General features: G+C 59.4%; 15 protein-coding genes. 3 read left to right on the top strand and 12 right to left on the bottom strand.

Annotation, left to right across the window (positions count from 1 at the left end; genetic code table 11):
- Window positions 1–238: 238 nt before the first annotated feature.
- Window positions 239–880: an HD domain-containing protein gene (locus HBO23_RS05265; RefSeq protein WP_053258547.1), complete on the top strand. Its 642-nt coding sequence runs from the start codon at window positions 239–241 to the stop codon at window positions 878–880.
- A gap of 131 nt (window positions 881–1,011) precedes the next feature.
- On the opposite strand, the gene HBO23_RS05260 is transcribed toward HBO23_RS05265, so the two are convergent.
- The 8 genes from HBO23_RS05260 to HBO23_RS05225 all read right to left on the bottom strand — a co-directional run bounded on the left by HBO23_RS05260 (window position 1,012) and on the right by HBO23_RS05225 (window position 10,167).
- Complete coding sequence (locus HBO23_RS05260) at window positions 1,012–1,896, bottom strand: ABC transporter permease subunit (protein WP_056860728.1); 885 nt, start codon at window positions 1,894–1,896, stop codon at window positions 1,012–1,014.
- On the bottom strand, window positions 1,893–2,813 hold the full coding sequence (locus HBO23_RS05255) for an ABC transporter permease subunit (protein WP_017139530.1): 921 nt from the start codon (window positions 2,811–2,813) through the stop codon (window positions 1,893–1,895). The genes HBO23_RS05260 and HBO23_RS05255 overlap by 4 nt, the downstream gene beginning before the upstream one ends.
- Window positions 2,810–3,952 carry a polyamine ABC transporter ATP-binding protein gene (potA, locus tag HBO23_RS05250; RefSeq protein WP_003195240.1) on the bottom strand — a complete coding sequence of 381 codons (1,143 nt, stop codon included), beginning with the start codon at window positions 3,950–3,952 and terminating at the stop codon, window positions 2,810–2,812. The genes HBO23_RS05255 and potA overlap by 4 nt, the downstream gene beginning before the upstream one ends.
- Window positions 3,953–4,017: 65 nt before the next feature.
- A complete protein-coding gene (locus HBO23_RS05245) occupies window positions 4,018–5,112 on the bottom strand; it encodes a polyamine ABC transporter substrate-binding protein (RefSeq protein ID WP_017139531.1) in 1,095 nt (364 codons plus the stop codon).
- Between the two features lie 164 nt (window positions 5,113–5,276).
- The gene (locus HBO23_RS05240) at window positions 5,277–6,371 is read right to left on the bottom strand and encodes a polyamine ABC transporter substrate-binding protein (RefSeq protein WP_026013874.1); all 1,095 of its coding nucleotides are present in this window, start codon (window positions 6,369–6,371) and stop codon (window positions 5,277–5,279) included.
- 195 nt (window positions 6,372–6,566) lie between these two features.
- Window positions 6,567–7,931, bottom strand: coding sequence for an aspartate aminotransferase family protein (locus HBO23_RS05235; protein WP_099550304.1), 1,365 nt, complete (start codon window positions 7,929–7,931; stop codon window positions 6,567–6,569).
- Between the two features lie 58 nt (window positions 7,932–7,989).
- Window positions 7,990–9,348, bottom strand: coding sequence for a glutamine synthetase family protein (locus tag HBO23_RS05230; protein ID WP_017139534.1), 1,359 nt, complete (start codon window positions 9,346–9,348; stop codon window positions 7,990–7,992).
- Window positions 9,349–9,387: 39 nt separating this feature from the next.
- Complete coding sequence (locus tag HBO23_RS05225) at window positions 9,388–10,167, bottom strand: gamma-glutamyl-gamma-aminobutyrate hydrolase family protein (RefSeq protein WP_017139535.1); 780 nt, start codon at window positions 10,165–10,167, stop codon at window positions 9,388–9,390.
- Window positions 10,168–10,445: 278 nt separating this feature from the next.
- Between HBO23_RS05225 and HBO23_RS05220 the strand changes: the two genes are divergently transcribed.
- Window positions 10,446–11,822 carry a glutamine synthetase family protein gene (locus HBO23_RS05220; protein ID WP_003213894.1) on the top strand — a complete coding sequence of 459 codons (1,377 nt, stop codon included), beginning with the start codon at window positions 10,446–10,448 and terminating at the stop codon, window positions 11,820–11,822.
- 219 nt (window positions 11,823–12,041) lie between these two features.
- The gene (locus tag HBO23_RS05215) at window positions 12,042–12,671 is read left to right on the top strand and encodes a TetR/AcrR family transcriptional regulator (RefSeq protein ID WP_169987989.1); all 630 of its coding nucleotides are present in this window, start codon (window positions 12,042–12,044) and stop codon (window positions 12,669–12,671) included.
- Window positions 12,672–12,793: 122 nt separating this feature from the next.
- Here HBO23_RS05215 and HBO23_RS05210 read toward each other — a convergent pair whose 3' ends face one another.
- Genes HBO23_RS05210 through ssuD form a run of 4 tightly spaced genes read right to left on the bottom strand, consistent with a single transcriptional unit; the run spans window position 12,794 to window position 15,778 of the window.
- The gene (locus HBO23_RS05210; RefSeq protein ID WP_003213899.1) at window positions 12,794–13,009 is read right to left on the bottom strand and encodes a TOBE domain-containing protein; all 216 of its coding nucleotides are present in this window, start codon (window positions 13,007–13,009) and stop codon (window positions 12,794–12,796) included.
- Window positions 13,010–13,028: 19 nt separating this feature from the next.
- Window positions 13,029–13,835 carry an aliphatic sulfonates ABC transporter ATP-binding protein gene (ssuB, locus tag HBO23_RS05205; RefSeq protein ID WP_017139537.1) on the bottom strand — a complete coding sequence of 269 codons (807 nt, stop codon included), beginning with the start codon at window positions 13,833–13,835 and terminating at the stop codon, window positions 13,029–13,031.
- Window positions 13,832–14,620, bottom strand: coding sequence for an aliphatic sulfonate ABC transporter permease SsuC (ssuC, locus tag HBO23_RS05200; RefSeq protein ID WP_017139538.1), 789 nt, complete (start codon window positions 14,618–14,620; stop codon window positions 13,832–13,834). The genes ssuB and ssuC overlap by 4 nt, the downstream gene beginning before the upstream one ends.
- Window positions 14,621–14,629: 9 nt before the next feature.
- Entirely contained in the window at window positions 14,630–15,778 is a 1,149-nt protein-coding gene (ssuD, locus tag HBO23_RS05195) for an FMNH2-dependent alkanesulfonate monooxygenase (RefSeq protein WP_017139539.1), read from the bottom strand.
- Between the last annotated feature and the right edge of the window lie 9 nt (window positions 15,779–15,787).

The following is a 15,787-nucleotide window of genomic DNA, read 5'->3' as shown; positions in this document are numbered from 1 at the left end:
TGGAGGAACATAAACCCCTGTGGGAGCTGGCTTGCCTGCGATGGCCTCCCCTCAGTCTAACTGACAGACCGAGTCGTCAGCATCGCAGGCAAGCCGGCTCCCACATTTGACCGCATGTGGCTTGATATCGAGCCACATTGGCCGACATCGCACCCTCGCCGCGATAGCCCCATCGCGGGCACGCGACCAGACTTCACTCATCGGCGCCACCCCCGGCGCTTTGTTGAGGAGAACGACCATGAGCAACTCCATCGCAGGCATCCAGATCCCGGACAGCGCCCTGGCCAAGGCCACCACCGAATACATCCGCGACGTCGAGTCCGACTTGCTTTACCACCACTCGCGCCGGGTGTTTCTGTTCGGTGCGTTGAGCGGTGAGCGCAAGCAACTGGCCTACAACCCGGAACTGCTTTACGTCGGCGCGATGTTCCACGACCTGGGCCTGGTCGAAGGCCATCGCAGTAACAACGAGCGTTTCGAAGTGGACGGCGCCAACGCGGCGGCCGCATTCCTCAAGCCTTACGGGCTGAGCGATGACGATATCGAACAAGTCTGGCTGTCGATCGCCCTGCACACCACGCCGGGTGTACCGCAGCACTTGCGCCCGACCGTGGCGCTGGTGACCGCTGGTGTCGAGATGGATGTGCTGGGCATGGACTACGCCGCCTTTTCCAGCGTGCAGCGCGAAGCCGTGGTGCATGCGCATCCACGCGGCGAAGGGTTCAAGGAATGCATCATCTGCGCGTTTGCCGACGGCTTGCGTCATCGCCCGCAGACCACGTTTGGCAACGTGAAGACCGATGTGCTGGTGGATCAGGAGCCGGGGTTCAAGCCGATGAATTTTGTCGAGGTGATTCGCAAGTCGCCGTGGGCTGCATAGCTGACTTGAAATGCAATCAAATGTGGGAGCTGGCTTGCCTGCGATAAGGCCATGTCAGTCGACTCATCCTTCGACTGACACACCGCTATCGCAGGCAAGCCAGCTCCCACATTGTTTACGTGTTGCGCCAGTTAGACCGGCGCAGGCGCCCGGCGCTTGTCCGGTTGCTGCCAACCGTCCGCCGCCGCTTCTTCGATGGCTTGTTGGATCGCCTTCTTGCGCATCTCTTCGGCCCGACGGCTGAAGAACCACACCAGGAAGGTCACCAGCGACACCGCCAGCAGAATCAAACTGGCCACGGCGTTGATCTCGGGTTTAACCCCCAGACGTACTGCCGAGAACACTTCCATCGGCAACGTAGTCGAACCCGGCCCCGACACGAAGCTGGCCAGTACCAGGTCGTCCAGCGACAGCGCGAACGACATCATGCCGCCCGCTGCCAGGGACGGCGCGATCATCGGGATGGTGATCAGGAAGAACACCTTCCATGGCCGAGCGCCCAAGTCCATCGCCGCTTCTTCGATCGACAGGTCCAGCTCACGCAAGCGCGCCGACACCACGACCGCCACATACGCGGCACAGAACGTTGTGTGAGCGATCCAGATGGTGACGATGCCACGTTCCTGGGGCCAGCCAATCATCTGCGCCATCGCCACGAACAGCAGCAACAGCGACAGACCGGTGATCACCTCGGGCATCACCAATGGCGCGGTCACCAGGCCGCCGAACAGCGTGCGGCCCTTGAAGTGACTGATACGGGTCAGCACGAACGCCGCCAGCGTACCCAATGCCACCGCCGCAACGGCGGTGTAGCAGGCGATTTCCAGCGAGCGCGCCACCGAGCCCATCAACTGGGTGTTGTCCAGCAAGCCCACGTACCACTTGATCGACCAACCGCCCCACACCGTCACCAGTTTGGATTCGTTGAACGAGTAGATCACCAGGATCAGCATCGGCAGGTAGATAAACAGCAACCCCGCCACCAGCATGAAACTCGAGAAACTGAAGCGCTTCATATCTTGCCCTCCATCTCTTTGGCTTGGCTGCGGTTAAACAGGATGATCGGCACGATCAGGATCGCCAGCATCACCACCGCCAGGGCAGACGCCACCGGCCAGTCACGGTTGTTGAAGAATTCTTGCCACAGCACTTTACCGATCATCAGGGTTTCCGGGCCGCCGAGCAGTTCAGGAATCACGAACTCGCCCACTACCGGAATGAACACCAGCATGCAGCCGGCGATGATGCCGTTCTTGGACAGCGGCACGGTGATTTTCCAGAAGCTGTTGAAGGTGCTCGAACCCAGGTCCGATGCGGCTTCCAGCAGGCTCTGGTCATGTTTGACCAGGTTGGCGTACAGCGGCAGGATCATGAACGGCAGGTACGAATAGACCACGCCGATATACACCGCAATGTTGGTGTTGAGGATCTGCAGCGGCTCGTTGATCAGCCCGATGGACATCAGGAAGCCGTTGAGCAACCCGTTGTTGCTGAGGATGCCCATCCACGCATACACGCGGATCAGGATCGCGGTCCAGGTCGGCATCATGATCAGCAGCACCAGCACGGTCTGCATCTCTTTGCGCGCGCTGGCAATGGCGTAGGCCATCGGGTAGCCGATCAACAGGCACAAGATCGTGCTGAAAAACGCCATCTTCAGCGAGCCGAGGTAGGCGGCGATGTACAGCTCATCGTCGCCGAGCATCGCGTAGTTGCCCAGGTTGAGCACCAATTGCAGCTTTTGCTCAACGAAGGTGTAGATCTCGGTGTAAGGCGGGATCGCCACGTCGGCTTCGGCAAAGCTGATCTTCAGGACGATGAAGAACGGCAGCGCAAAAAACAGGAACAGCCAGAGGAAAGGGATCCCGATGACCACATGCCGGCCACCGGGTGTTATTCGTTGCAGCTGGCGTTTGAACTTCTTCATGTTCATGAGCGAAGTACCACGCCGCTGTCGTCTTCCCACCACACGTACACCTGGTCACCCCAGGTTGGGCGCTGGCCACGGCGTTCGGCGTTGGCCACGAAGGACTGCACCAGCTTGCCGCTTGGCAGTTCCACGTAGAACACCGAATGGCCGCCCAGGTAGGCGATGTCGTGCACCTTGCCGCTGGACCAGTTGTGCTCGCAGGTCGGCATTTCGGTGGTGACCAGCAGCTTTTCCGGGCGGATCGCGTAGGTCACCGACTTGTCTTCCACTGAAGTGGCGATGCCGTAGCCCACGTAGATGTCGCGGTCCAGGTCCGGGCACTTGAGCACCGCGTGGCCTTCGGCGTCGTCCACCACTTGGGTGTCGAAAATGTTGACGTTGCCGATGAACTCGCACACCAGGCGGCTGGTTGGGGTTTCGTAGATGTCGATCGGGCTGCCGATCTGCGCGATCCAGCCCAGATGCATGATCGCGATGCGCTCGGCCATGGTCATGGCCTCTTCCTGGTCGTGGGTCACCATCACGCAGGTCACGCCCACGCGCTCGATGATTTCCACCAGTTCCAGCTGCATCTGCGAACGCAGCTTTTTGTCCAATGCGCCCATCGGCTCATCGAGCAGCAGCAGTTTCGGGCGCTTGGCCAGGGAACGTGCCAACGCCACACGCTGGCGCTGGCCACCGGACAGCTGGTGCGGCTTGCGCTTGGCGTACTGGCTCATCTGCACCAGCTTGAGCATCTCGGCCACGCGGGCGTCGACTTCAGCCTTGGGGATCTTGTCCTGTTGCAGGCCGAAGGCGATGTTCTGCGCCACGGTCATGTGTGGGAACAAGGCGTAGGACTGGAACATCATGTTGATCGGCCGCTCGTAGGGCGGCATGTCGGTGATGTCCACACCGTCGAGGTAGATGCGACCTTCCGTTGGGCGCTCGAAGCCTGCGAGCATGCGCAGCAGGGTGGATTTGCCCGAACCCGAGCCGCCGAGCAAGGCGAAGATCTCGCCTTTTTTGATTTCCAGGGACACATCGTCCACGGCAATCGTCTCGTCGAACTTCTTCGTGACCCGGTCGATTTTGACCAACACCTTTTTCGGTGTCTGGTCGCCCTCGAGGGCTTTCTTATAGGCGCCGGAGGCAACTGCCATTTACGAAACTCCCAACAAAATTTGAGGTTCGCCCAAGACGGGCAAAACCTTGGATAGTTTGAGCTTTACTTGCCCGTCTTGACCTTGGTCCAGCTACGGGTCATTAAACGTTGCACTTTCGGGGGTAGCTCGAAGTTGACGAACGTCCGGTCGAGAACCGCCTGCGGTGGGTAAACCGCTGCGTCAGTGCGTATCGATTGCTCCATCAGTTTGTCCGCGCCTGGGTTAGGGTTGGCGTAACCGACTTGATCACTGACCTGAGCGATCACCTCAGGTTGCAGTAAATAGTTGATGAAGGCGTGGGCCTCTTTGACGTTGGTGGCGTCCTTGGGAATCGCCAGCACGTCAAACCACAAATTGCCGCCTTCTTTGGGAATCGTGTAGGCGATGTTCACGCCTTTGCCAGCCTCGGCCGCACGGGCCTTGGCCTGGAACACATCACCGGAGAAACCGGCCGCCACGCAAATGTTGCCGTTGGCCAGGTCCGAGATGTATTTGGAAGAATGGAAATAGGTCACGTAGGGCCGCACTTTGAGCAGCTTCTCTTCGGCCTTCTTGTAGTCTTCAGGGTTGGTGCTGTTGGGGTTCAGGCCCATGTAGTTGAGCACCGCCGGCAGCATTTCATCGGCCGAGTCCATGAACGAAACGCCACAGGTGGCGAGCTTCTTCATGTTCTCCGGCTCGAACAGCACGGCCCAGGAGTCGATATGGTCGACGCCCAGCACTTCTTTGACTTTATCGACGTTGTAGCCAATGCCGTTGGTACCCCACAGGTACGGCACGGAATACTGGTTACCTGGATCGTTCTTTTCCAGGCGCTTCAGCAGCGCCGGGTCGAGGTTGGCATAGTTTGTCAGCAATGACTTATCGAGCTTCTGGAACGCGCCAGCCTTGATCTGCTTGCCGAGAAAATGGTTGGACGGCACCACCACGTCGTAACCGGTACGACCGGCGAGCAACTTGCCTTCCAGGGTTTCGTTGGAATCAAACACGTCATACACGGGCTTGATGCCTGTCGCCTTTTCAAAGTTGGCCAGGGTGTCCGGGCCAATGTAGTCCGACCAGTTATAAATATGCACCGTCGGTGCGGCCTGCACGCTCACAGCCAGCGTGATACCTGCACCCACCAGCATGGCTTTGCGAAATAAAGAAATTGGCAAGTGGAGGTCCTCTTAAATAGTTGGGCCTTAAAGTTGTTGCCCGGCAACAAAACCGGCGCGCAACTTACCCTCGATAAACCGATCCGGCAAAACTTTCTGTCATTTAATTTTTGTGAACGGGTTTGTGCAGGAGCGGGCAAGCCCGCTCCCACAGGTTTCAACGTTTATTTACCCGATTTGATCTTGGTCCAGCTGCGTGTCATTTCACGCTGGGTTGCAGCCGGCAAGTCAGCAATGGCGTAGAGCTTGGCCTGCACATCGGCTGGCGGGTAGATGCCCGGGTCGCTGGTGATGTCTTTGTCGACCAGTGCGGTAGCCTTCTCGTTACCGTTCGGGAATCGCACGCTGTTGGTGATCGAGGCCATGACTTCCGGCTTGAGCAGGTAGTTCATGAACTTGTAGGCGGCGTCGACGTTTTCGGCATCTTTAGGGATGGCGACCATGTCGAAGAAGCTGCCGGCGCCTTCTTTCGGAATGTCGTAGGCCACTTTGACCTTGCCACCGGCTTCAGCCGCGCGGGACTTGGCCTGCTGGATGTCACCCGAGTAACCCACGGCTACGCAGATGTTGCCGTTGGCCAGGTCCGAGATGTACTTGGACGAGTGGAAGTAGCCGATCGATGGACGCAGCTTGAGGAACAGGTCTTCAGCTTGCTTGAGGTCAGCTTTCTTCTGGGTGTCGGTCGGCAGGCCCAGGTAGTGCAGTGCCACCGGGAGCATTTCGGTTGGCGAATCAAGGAAGCTCACACCACAGCTTTTCAGCTTGGCGATGTTTTCAGGCTTGAGCAGCACGTCCCACGAGTCGATCTTGTCGATACCCAGTGCAGCCTTGACCTTCTCCGGGTTGTAGCCGATGCCGATCGAGCCCCACATGTACGGGAAGGCGTGCTTGTTGTCCGGGTCGCTGATCGACACGGCTTTGAGCAGGGATTTGTTCAGGTTGTCGTAGTTAGGCAGCTTGGACTTGTCCAGCTCCTGATAGACACCGGCCTTGATCTGCTTGGCGAGGAAGTTGTTCGACGGCACGACGATGTCGTAACCGGACTTGCCTGCCAGCAACTTGGCTTCGAGGGTCTCGTTGCTGTCAAAAACGTCGTACACCACCTTGATGCCCGACTCTTTTTCAAAGTTGGCGATGGTGTCCGGTGCAATGTAGTCGGACCAGTTGTACACGTGCAGGACTTTATCGTCTGCCTGGGCCGCGCCCGCCATTGCGCCCAACAGGGACAAGGCGAGGAGGGTCTTGCCAGCGTTCTTCAAACCTAATGCCTTCATTTGGTGATGCTCCAATTTTTCTTTTTTGGGCCACGTTCTTACAGTGTTAAGCGGCCCGTCTAAAGGGCAACAAAACAGGGCGACAGTCTGGCAAGTTCCGAGGCCGGCTTTCAACCAAAGCCTCATTTATAGCTGCTCAGAATGCAGCGCCCGAAAGCCGCTGCGTTCTGAGCCTAGCACTTAGCCCTGCAATGCCGCCAAAGTCAGGTCCAGGCAGTGGCGAGCCTTGGTCACCAGCTCGTCGATTTCCGCGTTGCTGATCACCAGCGGCGGCGAAATGATCATGGTGTCGCCCACGGCGCGCATGATCAGGCCATTCTCGAAGCAGAACGTGCGGCAGATCATGCCCACACCACGGCCTTCGTAACGTTTGCGCGTGGCCTTGTCCTGCACCAGCTCAATCGCCCCGAGCATGCCCACACCGCGCACTTCACCCACCAGCGGGTGATCAGCCAGTTCCCTCAGACGTTTCTGCAAATACGGTGCCGCTTCTTCGTGCACACGCTTAATGATTTTTTCATCGCGCATGATGCGGATGTTTTCCAGGGCCACGGCGGCGGCCACCGGGTGACCGGAATAGGTGAAGCCGTGGTTGAAATCGCCGCCTTCGTTGAGCACGGCAACCACGTCGTCGTGCACGATCAGGCCGCCCATGGGGATGTAACCCGAGGTCAGGCCTTTGGCGATGGTCATCATGTGCGGCTTGAGGTCGTAGAAATCACTGCCAAACCACTCACCGGTGCGGCCAAAACCGCAGATCACTTCGTCGGCGACGAACAGGATGTCGTACTTGGCGAGGATTTCCTTGATGCGCGGCCAGTAGGTCTCAGGCGGCACGATCACGCCACCGGCACCCTGGATCGGCTCGGCAATAAAGGCCCCGACGTTGTCCACGCCCAGCTCCAGAATCTTTTCTTCCAACTGGTTGGCAGCCCAGATCCCGAACTCTTCCGGGCTCATGTCGCCGCCTTCGCCATACCAGTACGGCTGGGCGATGTGGGTGATGCCCGGAATCGGCAGGTCGCCCTGTTCATGCATATAGGTCATGCCGCCCAGGCTCGCGCCGGCCACGGTGGAACCGTGGTAGCCATTCTTGCGGCTGATGATGGTTTTCTTGTTCGGCTGGCCCTTGACCGCCCAGTAGTGGCGGACCATGCGCAGCATGGTGTCGTTGCCTTCGGAGCCGGAACCGGTAAAGAACACGTGGTTCATGCCGGCAGGCGCGACATCGGCAATGACTTTGGCCAACTCCAGCACCGGCGGGTGCGCGGTCTGGAAGAACAGGTTGTAGTACGGCAATTCTTTCATCTGCTTGGCGGCGGCGTCAGCCAGTTCATCGCGACCGTAACCGATCGCCACGCACCACAGGCCGGCCATGCCGTCGAGGATCTTGTTGCCTTCGCTGTCCCACAGGTAAACGCCGTGGGCTTTGGTGATGATCCGTGGGCCTTTCTCTTTCAATTGCTTGAAGTCGCTGAACGGCGCCAGGTGGTGATCATTGCTCAAGGCTTGCCATTCACGGGTTTGCGGGTTGTTGCTGGACATACCGGTCTCCTAGACTTTTCGGTGAAGGGCGCGCAGGTTGCCCCGCGCGCCCGGCGCATCAGACGGCGAAGAGCAGGAATTCCCGCTCCCACGAACTGATCACGCGCTTGAAGTTTTCATGCTCGGCCCGCTTGACCGCGACGTAGCCTGTGATGAATTTCTGCCCCAGGTACTTCTCGATGGTCTTGCTGTTTTCCATGCGCTCCAGGGCGTCTTCGATGGTCAACGGCAGGCGCAGGTTGCGGCGCTCGTAACCACGACCCACTACAGGTGCGCTGGGGTTATGGCCTTCGACCATGCCGATGTAGCCACACAGCAAGCTGGCGGCAATCGCCAGGTACGGGTTGGCATCGGCGCCTGGCAGGCGGTTTTCGACACGGCGGTTCTGCGGGCCGGCATCCGGTACACGCAGGCCCACGGTGCGGTTCTCTTCGCCCCACTCCACGTTAACCGGCGCCGAGGTGTCGGGCAGGAAGCGGCGGAACGAGTTCACGTTGGGGGCAAACAGCGGCAGCAATTCAGGGATGAATTTCTGCAGGCCGCCAATGTGGTTCAGGAACAGCTGGCTCATGGTCCCGTCTTCATTAGAGAAGACGTTCTTGCCGGTGGCGATGTCGATGATGCTCTGGTGCAAGTGCATCGCGCTGCCCGGCTCGCCGGTCATCGGCTTGGCCATAAAGGTGGCGGCCACGTTGTGCTTGAGCGCGGCTTCACGCATGGTGCGCTTGAACACCAGAATCTGGTCGGCCAGGGACAAAGCATCGCCGTGACGGAAGTTGATTTCCATCTGCGCCGTGCCGTCCTCGTGAATCAGCGTGTCGAGGTCCAGCTCCTGCAGTTCGCACCAGTCGTAGACGTCTTCGAACAACGGGTCGAATTCGTTGGCGGCTTCTATAGAGAAGGATTGACGGCCCGTCTCCGGGCGACCGGAACGGCCAATCGGCGGTTGCAACGGGAAGTCCGGGTCTTCGCAGCGCTTGGTCAGGTAGAACTCCATCTCCGGCGCCACGATCGGCTGCCAGCCCCGGTCGGAATAGAGCTTGAGTACCTTCTTGAGCACGTTGCGCGGCGACAGCTCGATGGGGTTGCCTTGTTTGTCGTAGGTGTCGTGGATCACCTGGGCGGTGGGCTCGATGGCCCAAGGCACCAGGAATACCGCGTTCTGGTCGGGGCGGCAGATCATGTCGATGTCGGCCGGGTCGAGCAATTCGTAATAGATGTCGTCTTCGACATAGTCGCCGGTCACGGTCTGCAACAGAACGCTCTCGGGCAGGCGCATGCCTTTTTCGGCGATGAACTTGTTGGTCGGCGAGATCTTGCCCCGGGTGATGCCCGTGAGGTCGCCAATCATGCATTCGACTTCTGTGATCTTGTGGTCTTTCAACCAATCGGTGAGCTGGTCGAGGTTGTTACTCATAAATGCCTCTGGGCTGTGTTTCCTGACATCCATTAAAGGTCAGGCGTTGGTTGACGCAGCATCCGCGTCGCGTTGCATCGCCCGCTTTCGACAAGCCGAGCCAAAGGCCTGGAAGATCGCGAGGTAGTGCGGGTTAGAGCTTACCTGCCATTCGGGGTGCCATTGCACTCCTAAAGCAAAAGCCTTGCCCGACGTGTAAGAAAAAGCTTCGATCAACCCATCGGGTGCGGTCGCTTCGACCTGCATACCCGGCGCCAGGCGATCAACGCCCTGGCTATGAATCGAGTTGACCTGGATCGTCGGCGGCAAACCCAGGCCTGCCAATACCCCATTGGGGGTAATCGCCACGGCGTGCGCCGGGCCGTACTGGACTTCCAGCGGCTGGGTCTCGTCTTCGCGGTGATCCATCATGCCCGGTACTTCATGAACCTTCTGGTGCAGGCTGCCGCCGAACGCCACGTTCATTTCCTGAAAGCCACGGCAGATGCCCAGCACCGGCACGCCGGCCGCAATCGCGGCGCGCAGCAACGGCAGGGTGGTCTGGTCGCGTGCAGAATCATGAGCAGTCCCGGGCGCGCTGGCCGGACCATCGTAGTGAAAGGGTTCGATATTGGACGGGGAGCCGGTAAAGAGAATGCCATCCAGGCCGTCAAGAATATTGGCCGGGTCGAGCAGATCACCCAAGGATGGAATGATCAATGGCAAGCCCTTGGCAGCGACTGCGACTGCACGGACGTATTTGTCGCCACTGATGTGATAAGCATGCAAACCGACCTGTTTGGAGCAGGCGGTGACGCCGATTAACGGCAGGCGAGACATGAAGCACCCCGGTATTATTGCTGTTATGGGTTTGAATCGAGCTTAGCCTTGTTCATTTTTTTACACAACACCCCCGTAAAAAATACAACACGGCCCGCTTTAGCCTGCTAGTCCCAAGCCCTTCAAACCCAAAAAACCGCCCCAAAAAGCCCCAAAAAAGGCCTCAAGGCGCTTTTTTAGGGCAAAAAAGGCCTCGCTTGACTTCGGCATGCCGTTCGGGTTGACTGAAACCAGAAAAGATCAATGATTGATATTTTTAACAACAAAGGTGTTGCATCATGTCGGTACCCCCGCGTGCCGTTCAGCTTAACGAAGCGAACGCGTTCCTTAAGGATCATCCTGAGGTTCTGTACGTAGACCTTCTAATTGCGGATATGAATGGTGTGGTGCGCGGTAAGCGCATCGAACGCACCAGCCTCCACAAGGTTTACGAGAAGGGCATTAACCTGCCTGCCTCTTTATTTGCCCTGGATATCAACGGCTCGACGGTGGAAAGCACCGGCCTGGGTCTGGACATCGGTGATGCTGACCGAATCTGTTATCCAATCCCCGACACCCTGTGCAATGAACCCTGGCAAAAGCGCCCAACCGCGCAACTGCTGATGACCATGCACGAACTTGAAGGTGAACCTTTCTTCGCCGATCCTCGCGAAGTGCTCCGCCAAGTTGTAAGCAAATTTGACGACCTCGGTCTGACCATCTGCGCCGCCTTCGAGCTTGAGTTCTACCTGATCGACCAGGAGAACGTGAACGGCCGCCCACAACCGCCCCGCTCGCCGATCTCCGGCAAACGCCCGCACTCGACACAGGTGTACCTGATCGACGACCTCGACGAATACGTCGACTGCCTCCAGGACATTCTGGAAGGTGCCAAAGAGCAAGGCATCCCGGCTGACGCCATCGTCAAGGAAAGTGCCCCGGCGCAGTTCGAAGTGAACCTGCACCACGTCGCCGACCCGATCAAGGCCTGCGACTACGCGGTACTGCTCAAGCGCCTGATCAAGAACATCGCCTACGACCATGAGATGGACACCACCTTCATGGCCAAGCCTTACCCAGGCCAGGCAGGCAACGGTTTGCACGTACACATCTCCATTTTGGACAAGGACGGCAAGAATATTTTTGCCAGCGAGGATCCCGAGCAGAACGCCGCATTGCGTCACGCGATCGGCGGTGTGCTCGAGACCCTGCCCGCCCAAATGGCGTTCCTGTGCCCCAACGTCAACTCCTACCGTCGTTTCGGCGCACAGTTCTACGTGCCGAACTCGCCGTGCTGGGGCCTGGATAACCGCACTGTGGCCATTCGCGTACCCACCGGCTCGTCCGATGCCGTGCGTATCGAACACCGCGTGGCCGGTGCCGACGCCAACCCGTACCTGCTGATGGCTTCGGTCTTGGCGGGCGTGCACCACGGTCTTACCAACAAGATCGAGCCTGGCGCTCCAGTGGAAGGCAACAGCTACGAGCAGAACGAACAGAGCCTGCCGAACAACCTGCGCGATGCATTGCGTGAGTTGGACGACAGCGAGGTGATGGCCAAGTACATCGATCCTAAATACATCGATATCTTCGTCGCCTGTAAGGAAAGTGAGCTGGAAGAGTTTGAACACTCCATCTCCGACCTTGAGTACAACTGGTATCTGCATACGGTGTAAGCCGTTGCTGCTTTAAAAAATGCCGCAGGCTTTATGGCCTGCGGAATTTTTTTGAGTTTATTCCGGTAGACCGCGTTGTATTCATCGCAGGCAAGCCAGCTCCCACACTTGAATGCGTTCACAGATCAAAGTGTGGGAGCTGGCTTGCCTGCGATGAGGCCCTGGCAGACAACACACCCTCCTGCTCATACAATGCGCTCTGCCTTGTAGGAGACTTCCATGCCCACCCGCCCCGCCGCCACTCGCAAACCCCGCGCCCGCAGCCAGGCCCGGATCGATGCGATCCTCGACGCCGCCCGCACCTTGCTGGCGAGCGAAGGCGTGGCGAGCTTGTCGATCTACAGCGTGGCCGAACGGGCGCAGATCCCACCGTCGTCGGTGTATCACTTTTTCGCCAGCGTGCCGGCGCTGCTGGAGGCATTGACCGCCGATGTCCATGCCGCTTTCCGCGCGGCGATCCAGGCCCCCATCGAGCATGATTCACTCAAGGTGTGGCGCGACCTGTCCTCTATCGTCGAGCAACGCATGCTCAGCATCTACAGCAACGACGCGGCCGCACGCCAGTTGATCCTGGCGCAGCACGGGCTTGCCGAAGTGACCCAGGCGGACCGTCAGCATGATTTGGAGCTGGGGGATTTAATGCTTGACGTGTTCAACCGCCACTTCGAAGTGCCGACCTTGCCCACCGACGTGGACGTGTTCGCGTTGGCGCTGGAGTTGAGCGACCGCGTGTACGCGCGCTCGGTGCATCAGCATGGGCAGATTACGCCGCGCATGGCCGAAGAAGGGATGCGGGTGTTTGATGCGTATGTGGGGCTTTATTTGCCGGCGTATTTGCCCAAGCGCTGATCGTTCCCACGCTCTGCGTGGGAATGCCGCCTGGGACGCTCCGCGTCCCGCCTGCATTGCGGTGACGCAGAGCGTCACGGGATGCATTACCACGCAGAGCGTGGGAACGATCAGTGGAGTGATCACAACTTGGCGATCGACACCTCGGTGGACTTCACAAAGGCAATCACTTCGCTGCCAATCACCAGTTCCAGCTCTTTGACCGAGCGAGTCGTGATCACCGAAGTCACGATGCCGGACGCGGTCTGCACGTCGATTTCCGACAGCACGTCGCCTTCGACGATTTCCTTGATGGTGCCTTTGAACTGGTTACGTACGTTGATGGCTTTGATAGTCATGATGGTTTTCCTCTATGCGTTATTGAGCCCAACGCAATTGCGTAGGCAGCGGTGAAACAGGTTCAGGTTCCGGCGGTGAGCCTGGCAGCGACAGCACCCGGTTAAGCACTTCAGCTTCCAGCGCGGCCAGGCGATGTGAGCCACGGGCACGCGGGCGTGGCAGATCGACGATCAGGTCGAGGCCGATTTCGCCGTCTTCAATCAGAATCACGCGGTCAGCAATCGCCACGGCTTCGCTGACATCATGGGTGACCAGCAACACGGTGAAGCCGTGCTTCTGCCAAAGATTTTCGATCAGTTGCTGCATCTCGATGCGGGTCAGGGCGTCCAGCGCCCCCAACGGCTCATCGAGCAGCAACAGGCGCGGCTGGTGAATCAACGCGCGAGCCAAAGCCACGCGTTGCTTCTGGCCACCGGACAAGGCCGCCGGCCACTCATTGGCGCGCTCGGCCAAACCCACTGCCTCCAACGCTTCCAATGCCTTGGGACGCCAGTTGCCTTTAAGGCCCAGGCCCACGTTGTCGATGATTTTTTTCCACGGCAGCAAACGCGCTTCCTGGAACATCAACCGCGTGTCTTCAATCGCCTCGCTCAACGGCGCGGAGCCGGCCAGCAGCTCGCCGCCACTGGCTTTATCCAGGCCTGCGAGCAGACGCAGCAAGGTACTTTTGCCGCAGCCGCTGCGGCCGACCACGGCCACGAACTGACCGGCCGGAATGTGCAGATCAATCTCTTTGAGTACTTCCCGCGCACCAAAGGCCTTGCGCAATTTGCGCACCGCCAGCGGGATGCCCTTGAGCAGGCGCGGAGGTTGTTGAGCGGTCATGCCGCACCTCCTTTATTCACTTGGTAAGCCGGATGCCAGCGCAGCCACACACGTTCCAGGCCACGCGCCGCGAGGTCGGCGAGCTTGCCGAGGATGGCGTAGAGCACAATCGCCAGTACCACCACGTCGGTTTGCAGGAATTCGCGGGCGTTCATCGCCAGGTAACCGATGCCGGAACTGGCCGAGATGGTTTCCGCCACGATCAGCGTCAGCCACATAAAGCCCAGGGCGAAGCGCACGCCCACCAGAATCGAAGGCAACGCGCCCGGCAGGATCACTTGCCAGAACAGGCTGAAACCGGACAAACCGTAGCTGCGCGACATCTCCACCAGCGCCGGGTCGACGTTGCGGATGCCGTGGTAGGTATTCAGGTAAATCGGGAACAGCGTGCCGAGGGCGACCAGGAAAATCTTCGCGGTCTCGTCAATGCCGAACCACAAAATCACCAGCGGAATCAACGCCAGGTGCGGCACGTTGCGGATCATCTGCACCGAGCTGTCCAGCAGGCGCTCGCCCCACTTCGACAGGCCGGTGATAAAGCCCAGGGCCAAACCGATGCTGCCACCGATCACAAAGCCCAGCCCGGCACGCCAGCCGCTGATGGCCAGGTGCGTCCAGATTTCGCCGCTGCGTACCAGGTTGACGCCCGCTTCGATCACGGCGCTGGGCGCCGGCAGAATGCGCGTCGACAACCAGCCCGCCGACACCGACAACTGCCACACCGCCAGCAGTAAAATCGGCAGCACCCAGGGCGCAACACGATGACTTAATTTTTCAAAATCCATAATGGCGCCTCAGCTCTGCGACGCAGCTTTGGGAAGAATGTCGTTGGCGACCATTTCGCCGAACGGGCTGACGTAACCGGCGCTTTTTGGCAGCTCGGGACGCTCGATATCCAGGTGCGGGAACAACAGCTCGGCAACCCGATACGACTCTTCCAGGTGTGGGTAACCGGAGAAGATAAAAGTGTCGATGCCCAGCGCGGCGTATTCCTTGACCCGCGCCGCAACGGTTGGGCCGTCACCCACCAGTGCGGTGCCGGCACCGCCGCGCACCAGGCCGACACCGGCCCACAGGTTGGGGCTGACTTCGAGGTTGTCGCGGTTGCCACCGTGCAAAGCGGCCATACGCTGCTGGCCAACCGAGTCGAAACGCGCCAGGGATGCCTGGGCGCGGGCGATGGTTTCGTCATCCAGATGGGAAATCAGTTTGTCGGCGGCTTTCCACGCTTCATCGTTGGTTTCGCGCACGATGACATGCAGGCGAATACCGAAGCGCACGGTGCGCCCAAGTTTTGCTGCCTTGGCCCGCACCTGCTCGATCTTTTCCGCGACGGCGGCCGGTGGTTCGCCCCAGGTCAACACCATTTCCACCTGTTCGGCTGCCAGGTCCTGGGCGGCTTCAGACGAGCCACCGAAGTACAGCGGCGGACGTGGCTGCTGGATCGGCGGGTAAAGCAATTTGGCGCCTTTGACACTGATGTGTTCGCCGTCGTAATCCACGGTTTCGCCTTCCAGCACACGGCGCCAGATGCGGGTGAATTCCACCGAGGCCTGGTAGCGCTCTTCGTGGCTGAGGAACAAGCCATCGCCAGCCAGCTCTTCCGGATCACCGCCGGTGACCAGGTTGAACAAAGCCCGCCCGCCGGACAAACGGTCCAGGGTCGCGGCCTGACGCGCCGCCACCGTCGGGGAGATGATGCCGGGGCGCAGCGCGACAAGGAATTTCAGTCGCTGGGTTACCGGGATCAGCGAGGCGGCGACCAGCCACGAGTCTTCACAGGAGCGGCCGGTAGGAATCAGCACCCCGCCGAACCCCAGGCGGTCAGCCGCCTGGGCCACTTGCTGCAGATAACCGTGATCGACGGCGCGGGCGCCTTCGGCGGTGCCAAGGTAATGGCCGTCGCCGTGGGTAGGCAGGAACCAGAAAATATTGAGGCTCATGGAGTTGTC

Origin of the sequence: Pseudomonas sp. WS 5532, assembly GCF_012985445.1 — a bacterium.
In the GTDB taxonomy this organism is placed as follows: Bacteria; Pseudomonadota; Gammaproteobacteria; order Pseudomonadales; family Pseudomonadaceae; genus Aquipseudomonas; species Aquipseudomonas edaphica.
This window is presented reverse-complemented; position numbering and strand designations above follow the sequence as displayed.

What these genes read in the sequence shown, in the direction of transcription:
- HBO23_RS05265 (WP_053258547.1), top strand. Translation starts at nt 239, where the DNA reads ATGAGCAACTCCATCGCAGGCATCCAGATCCCGGACAGCGCCCTGGCC.
- HBO23_RS05260 (WP_056860728.1), bottom strand. Translation starts at nt 1,896, where the DNA reads ATGAAGCGCTTCAGTTTCTCGAGTTTCATGCTGGTGGCGGGGTTGCTG.
- HBO23_RS05255 (WP_017139530.1), bottom strand. Translation starts at nt 2,813, where the DNA reads ATGAACATGAAGAAGTTCAAACGCCAGCTGCAACGAATAACACCCGGT.
- potA (WP_003195240.1), bottom strand. Translation starts at nt 3,952, where the DNA reads ATGGCAGTTGCCTCCGGCGCCTATAAGAAAGCCCTCGAGGGCGACCAG.
- HBO23_RS05235 (WP_099550304.1), bottom strand. Translation starts at nt 7,931, where the DNA reads ATGTCCAGCAACAACCCGCAAACCCGTGAATGGCAAGCCTTGAGCAAT.
- HBO23_RS05230 (WP_017139534.1), bottom strand. Translation starts at nt 9,348, where the DNA reads ATGAGTAACAACCTCGACCAGCTCACCGATTGGTTGAAAGACCACAAG.
- HBO23_RS05225 (WP_017139535.1), bottom strand. Translation starts at nt 10,167, where the DNA reads ATGTCTCGCCTGCCGTTAATCGGCGTCACCGCCTGCTCCAAACAGGTC.
- HBO23_RS05220 (WP_003213894.1), top strand. Translation starts at nt 10,446, where the DNA reads ATGTCGGTACCCCCGCGTGCCGTTCAGCTTAACGAAGCGAACGCGTTC.
- HBO23_RS05215 (WP_169987989.1), top strand. Translation starts at nt 12,042, where the DNA reads ATGCCCACCCGCCCCGCCGCCACTCGCAAACCCCGCGCCCGCAGCCAG.
- HBO23_RS05210 (WP_003213899.1), bottom strand. Translation starts at nt 13,009, where the DNA reads ATGACTATCAAAGCCATCAACGTACGTAACCAGTTCAAAGGCACCATC.
- ssuB (WP_017139537.1), bottom strand. Translation starts at nt 13,835, where the DNA reads ATGACCGCTCAACAACCTCCGCGCCTGCTCAAGGGCATCCCGCTGGCG.
- ssuC (WP_017139538.1), bottom strand. Translation starts at nt 14,620, where the DNA reads ATGGATTTTGAAAAATTAAGTCATCGTGTTGCGCCCTGGGTGCTGCCG.
- ssuD (WP_017139539.1), bottom strand. Translation starts at nt 15,778, where the DNA reads ATGAGCCTCAATATTTTCTGGTTCCTGCCTACCCACGGCGACGGCCAT.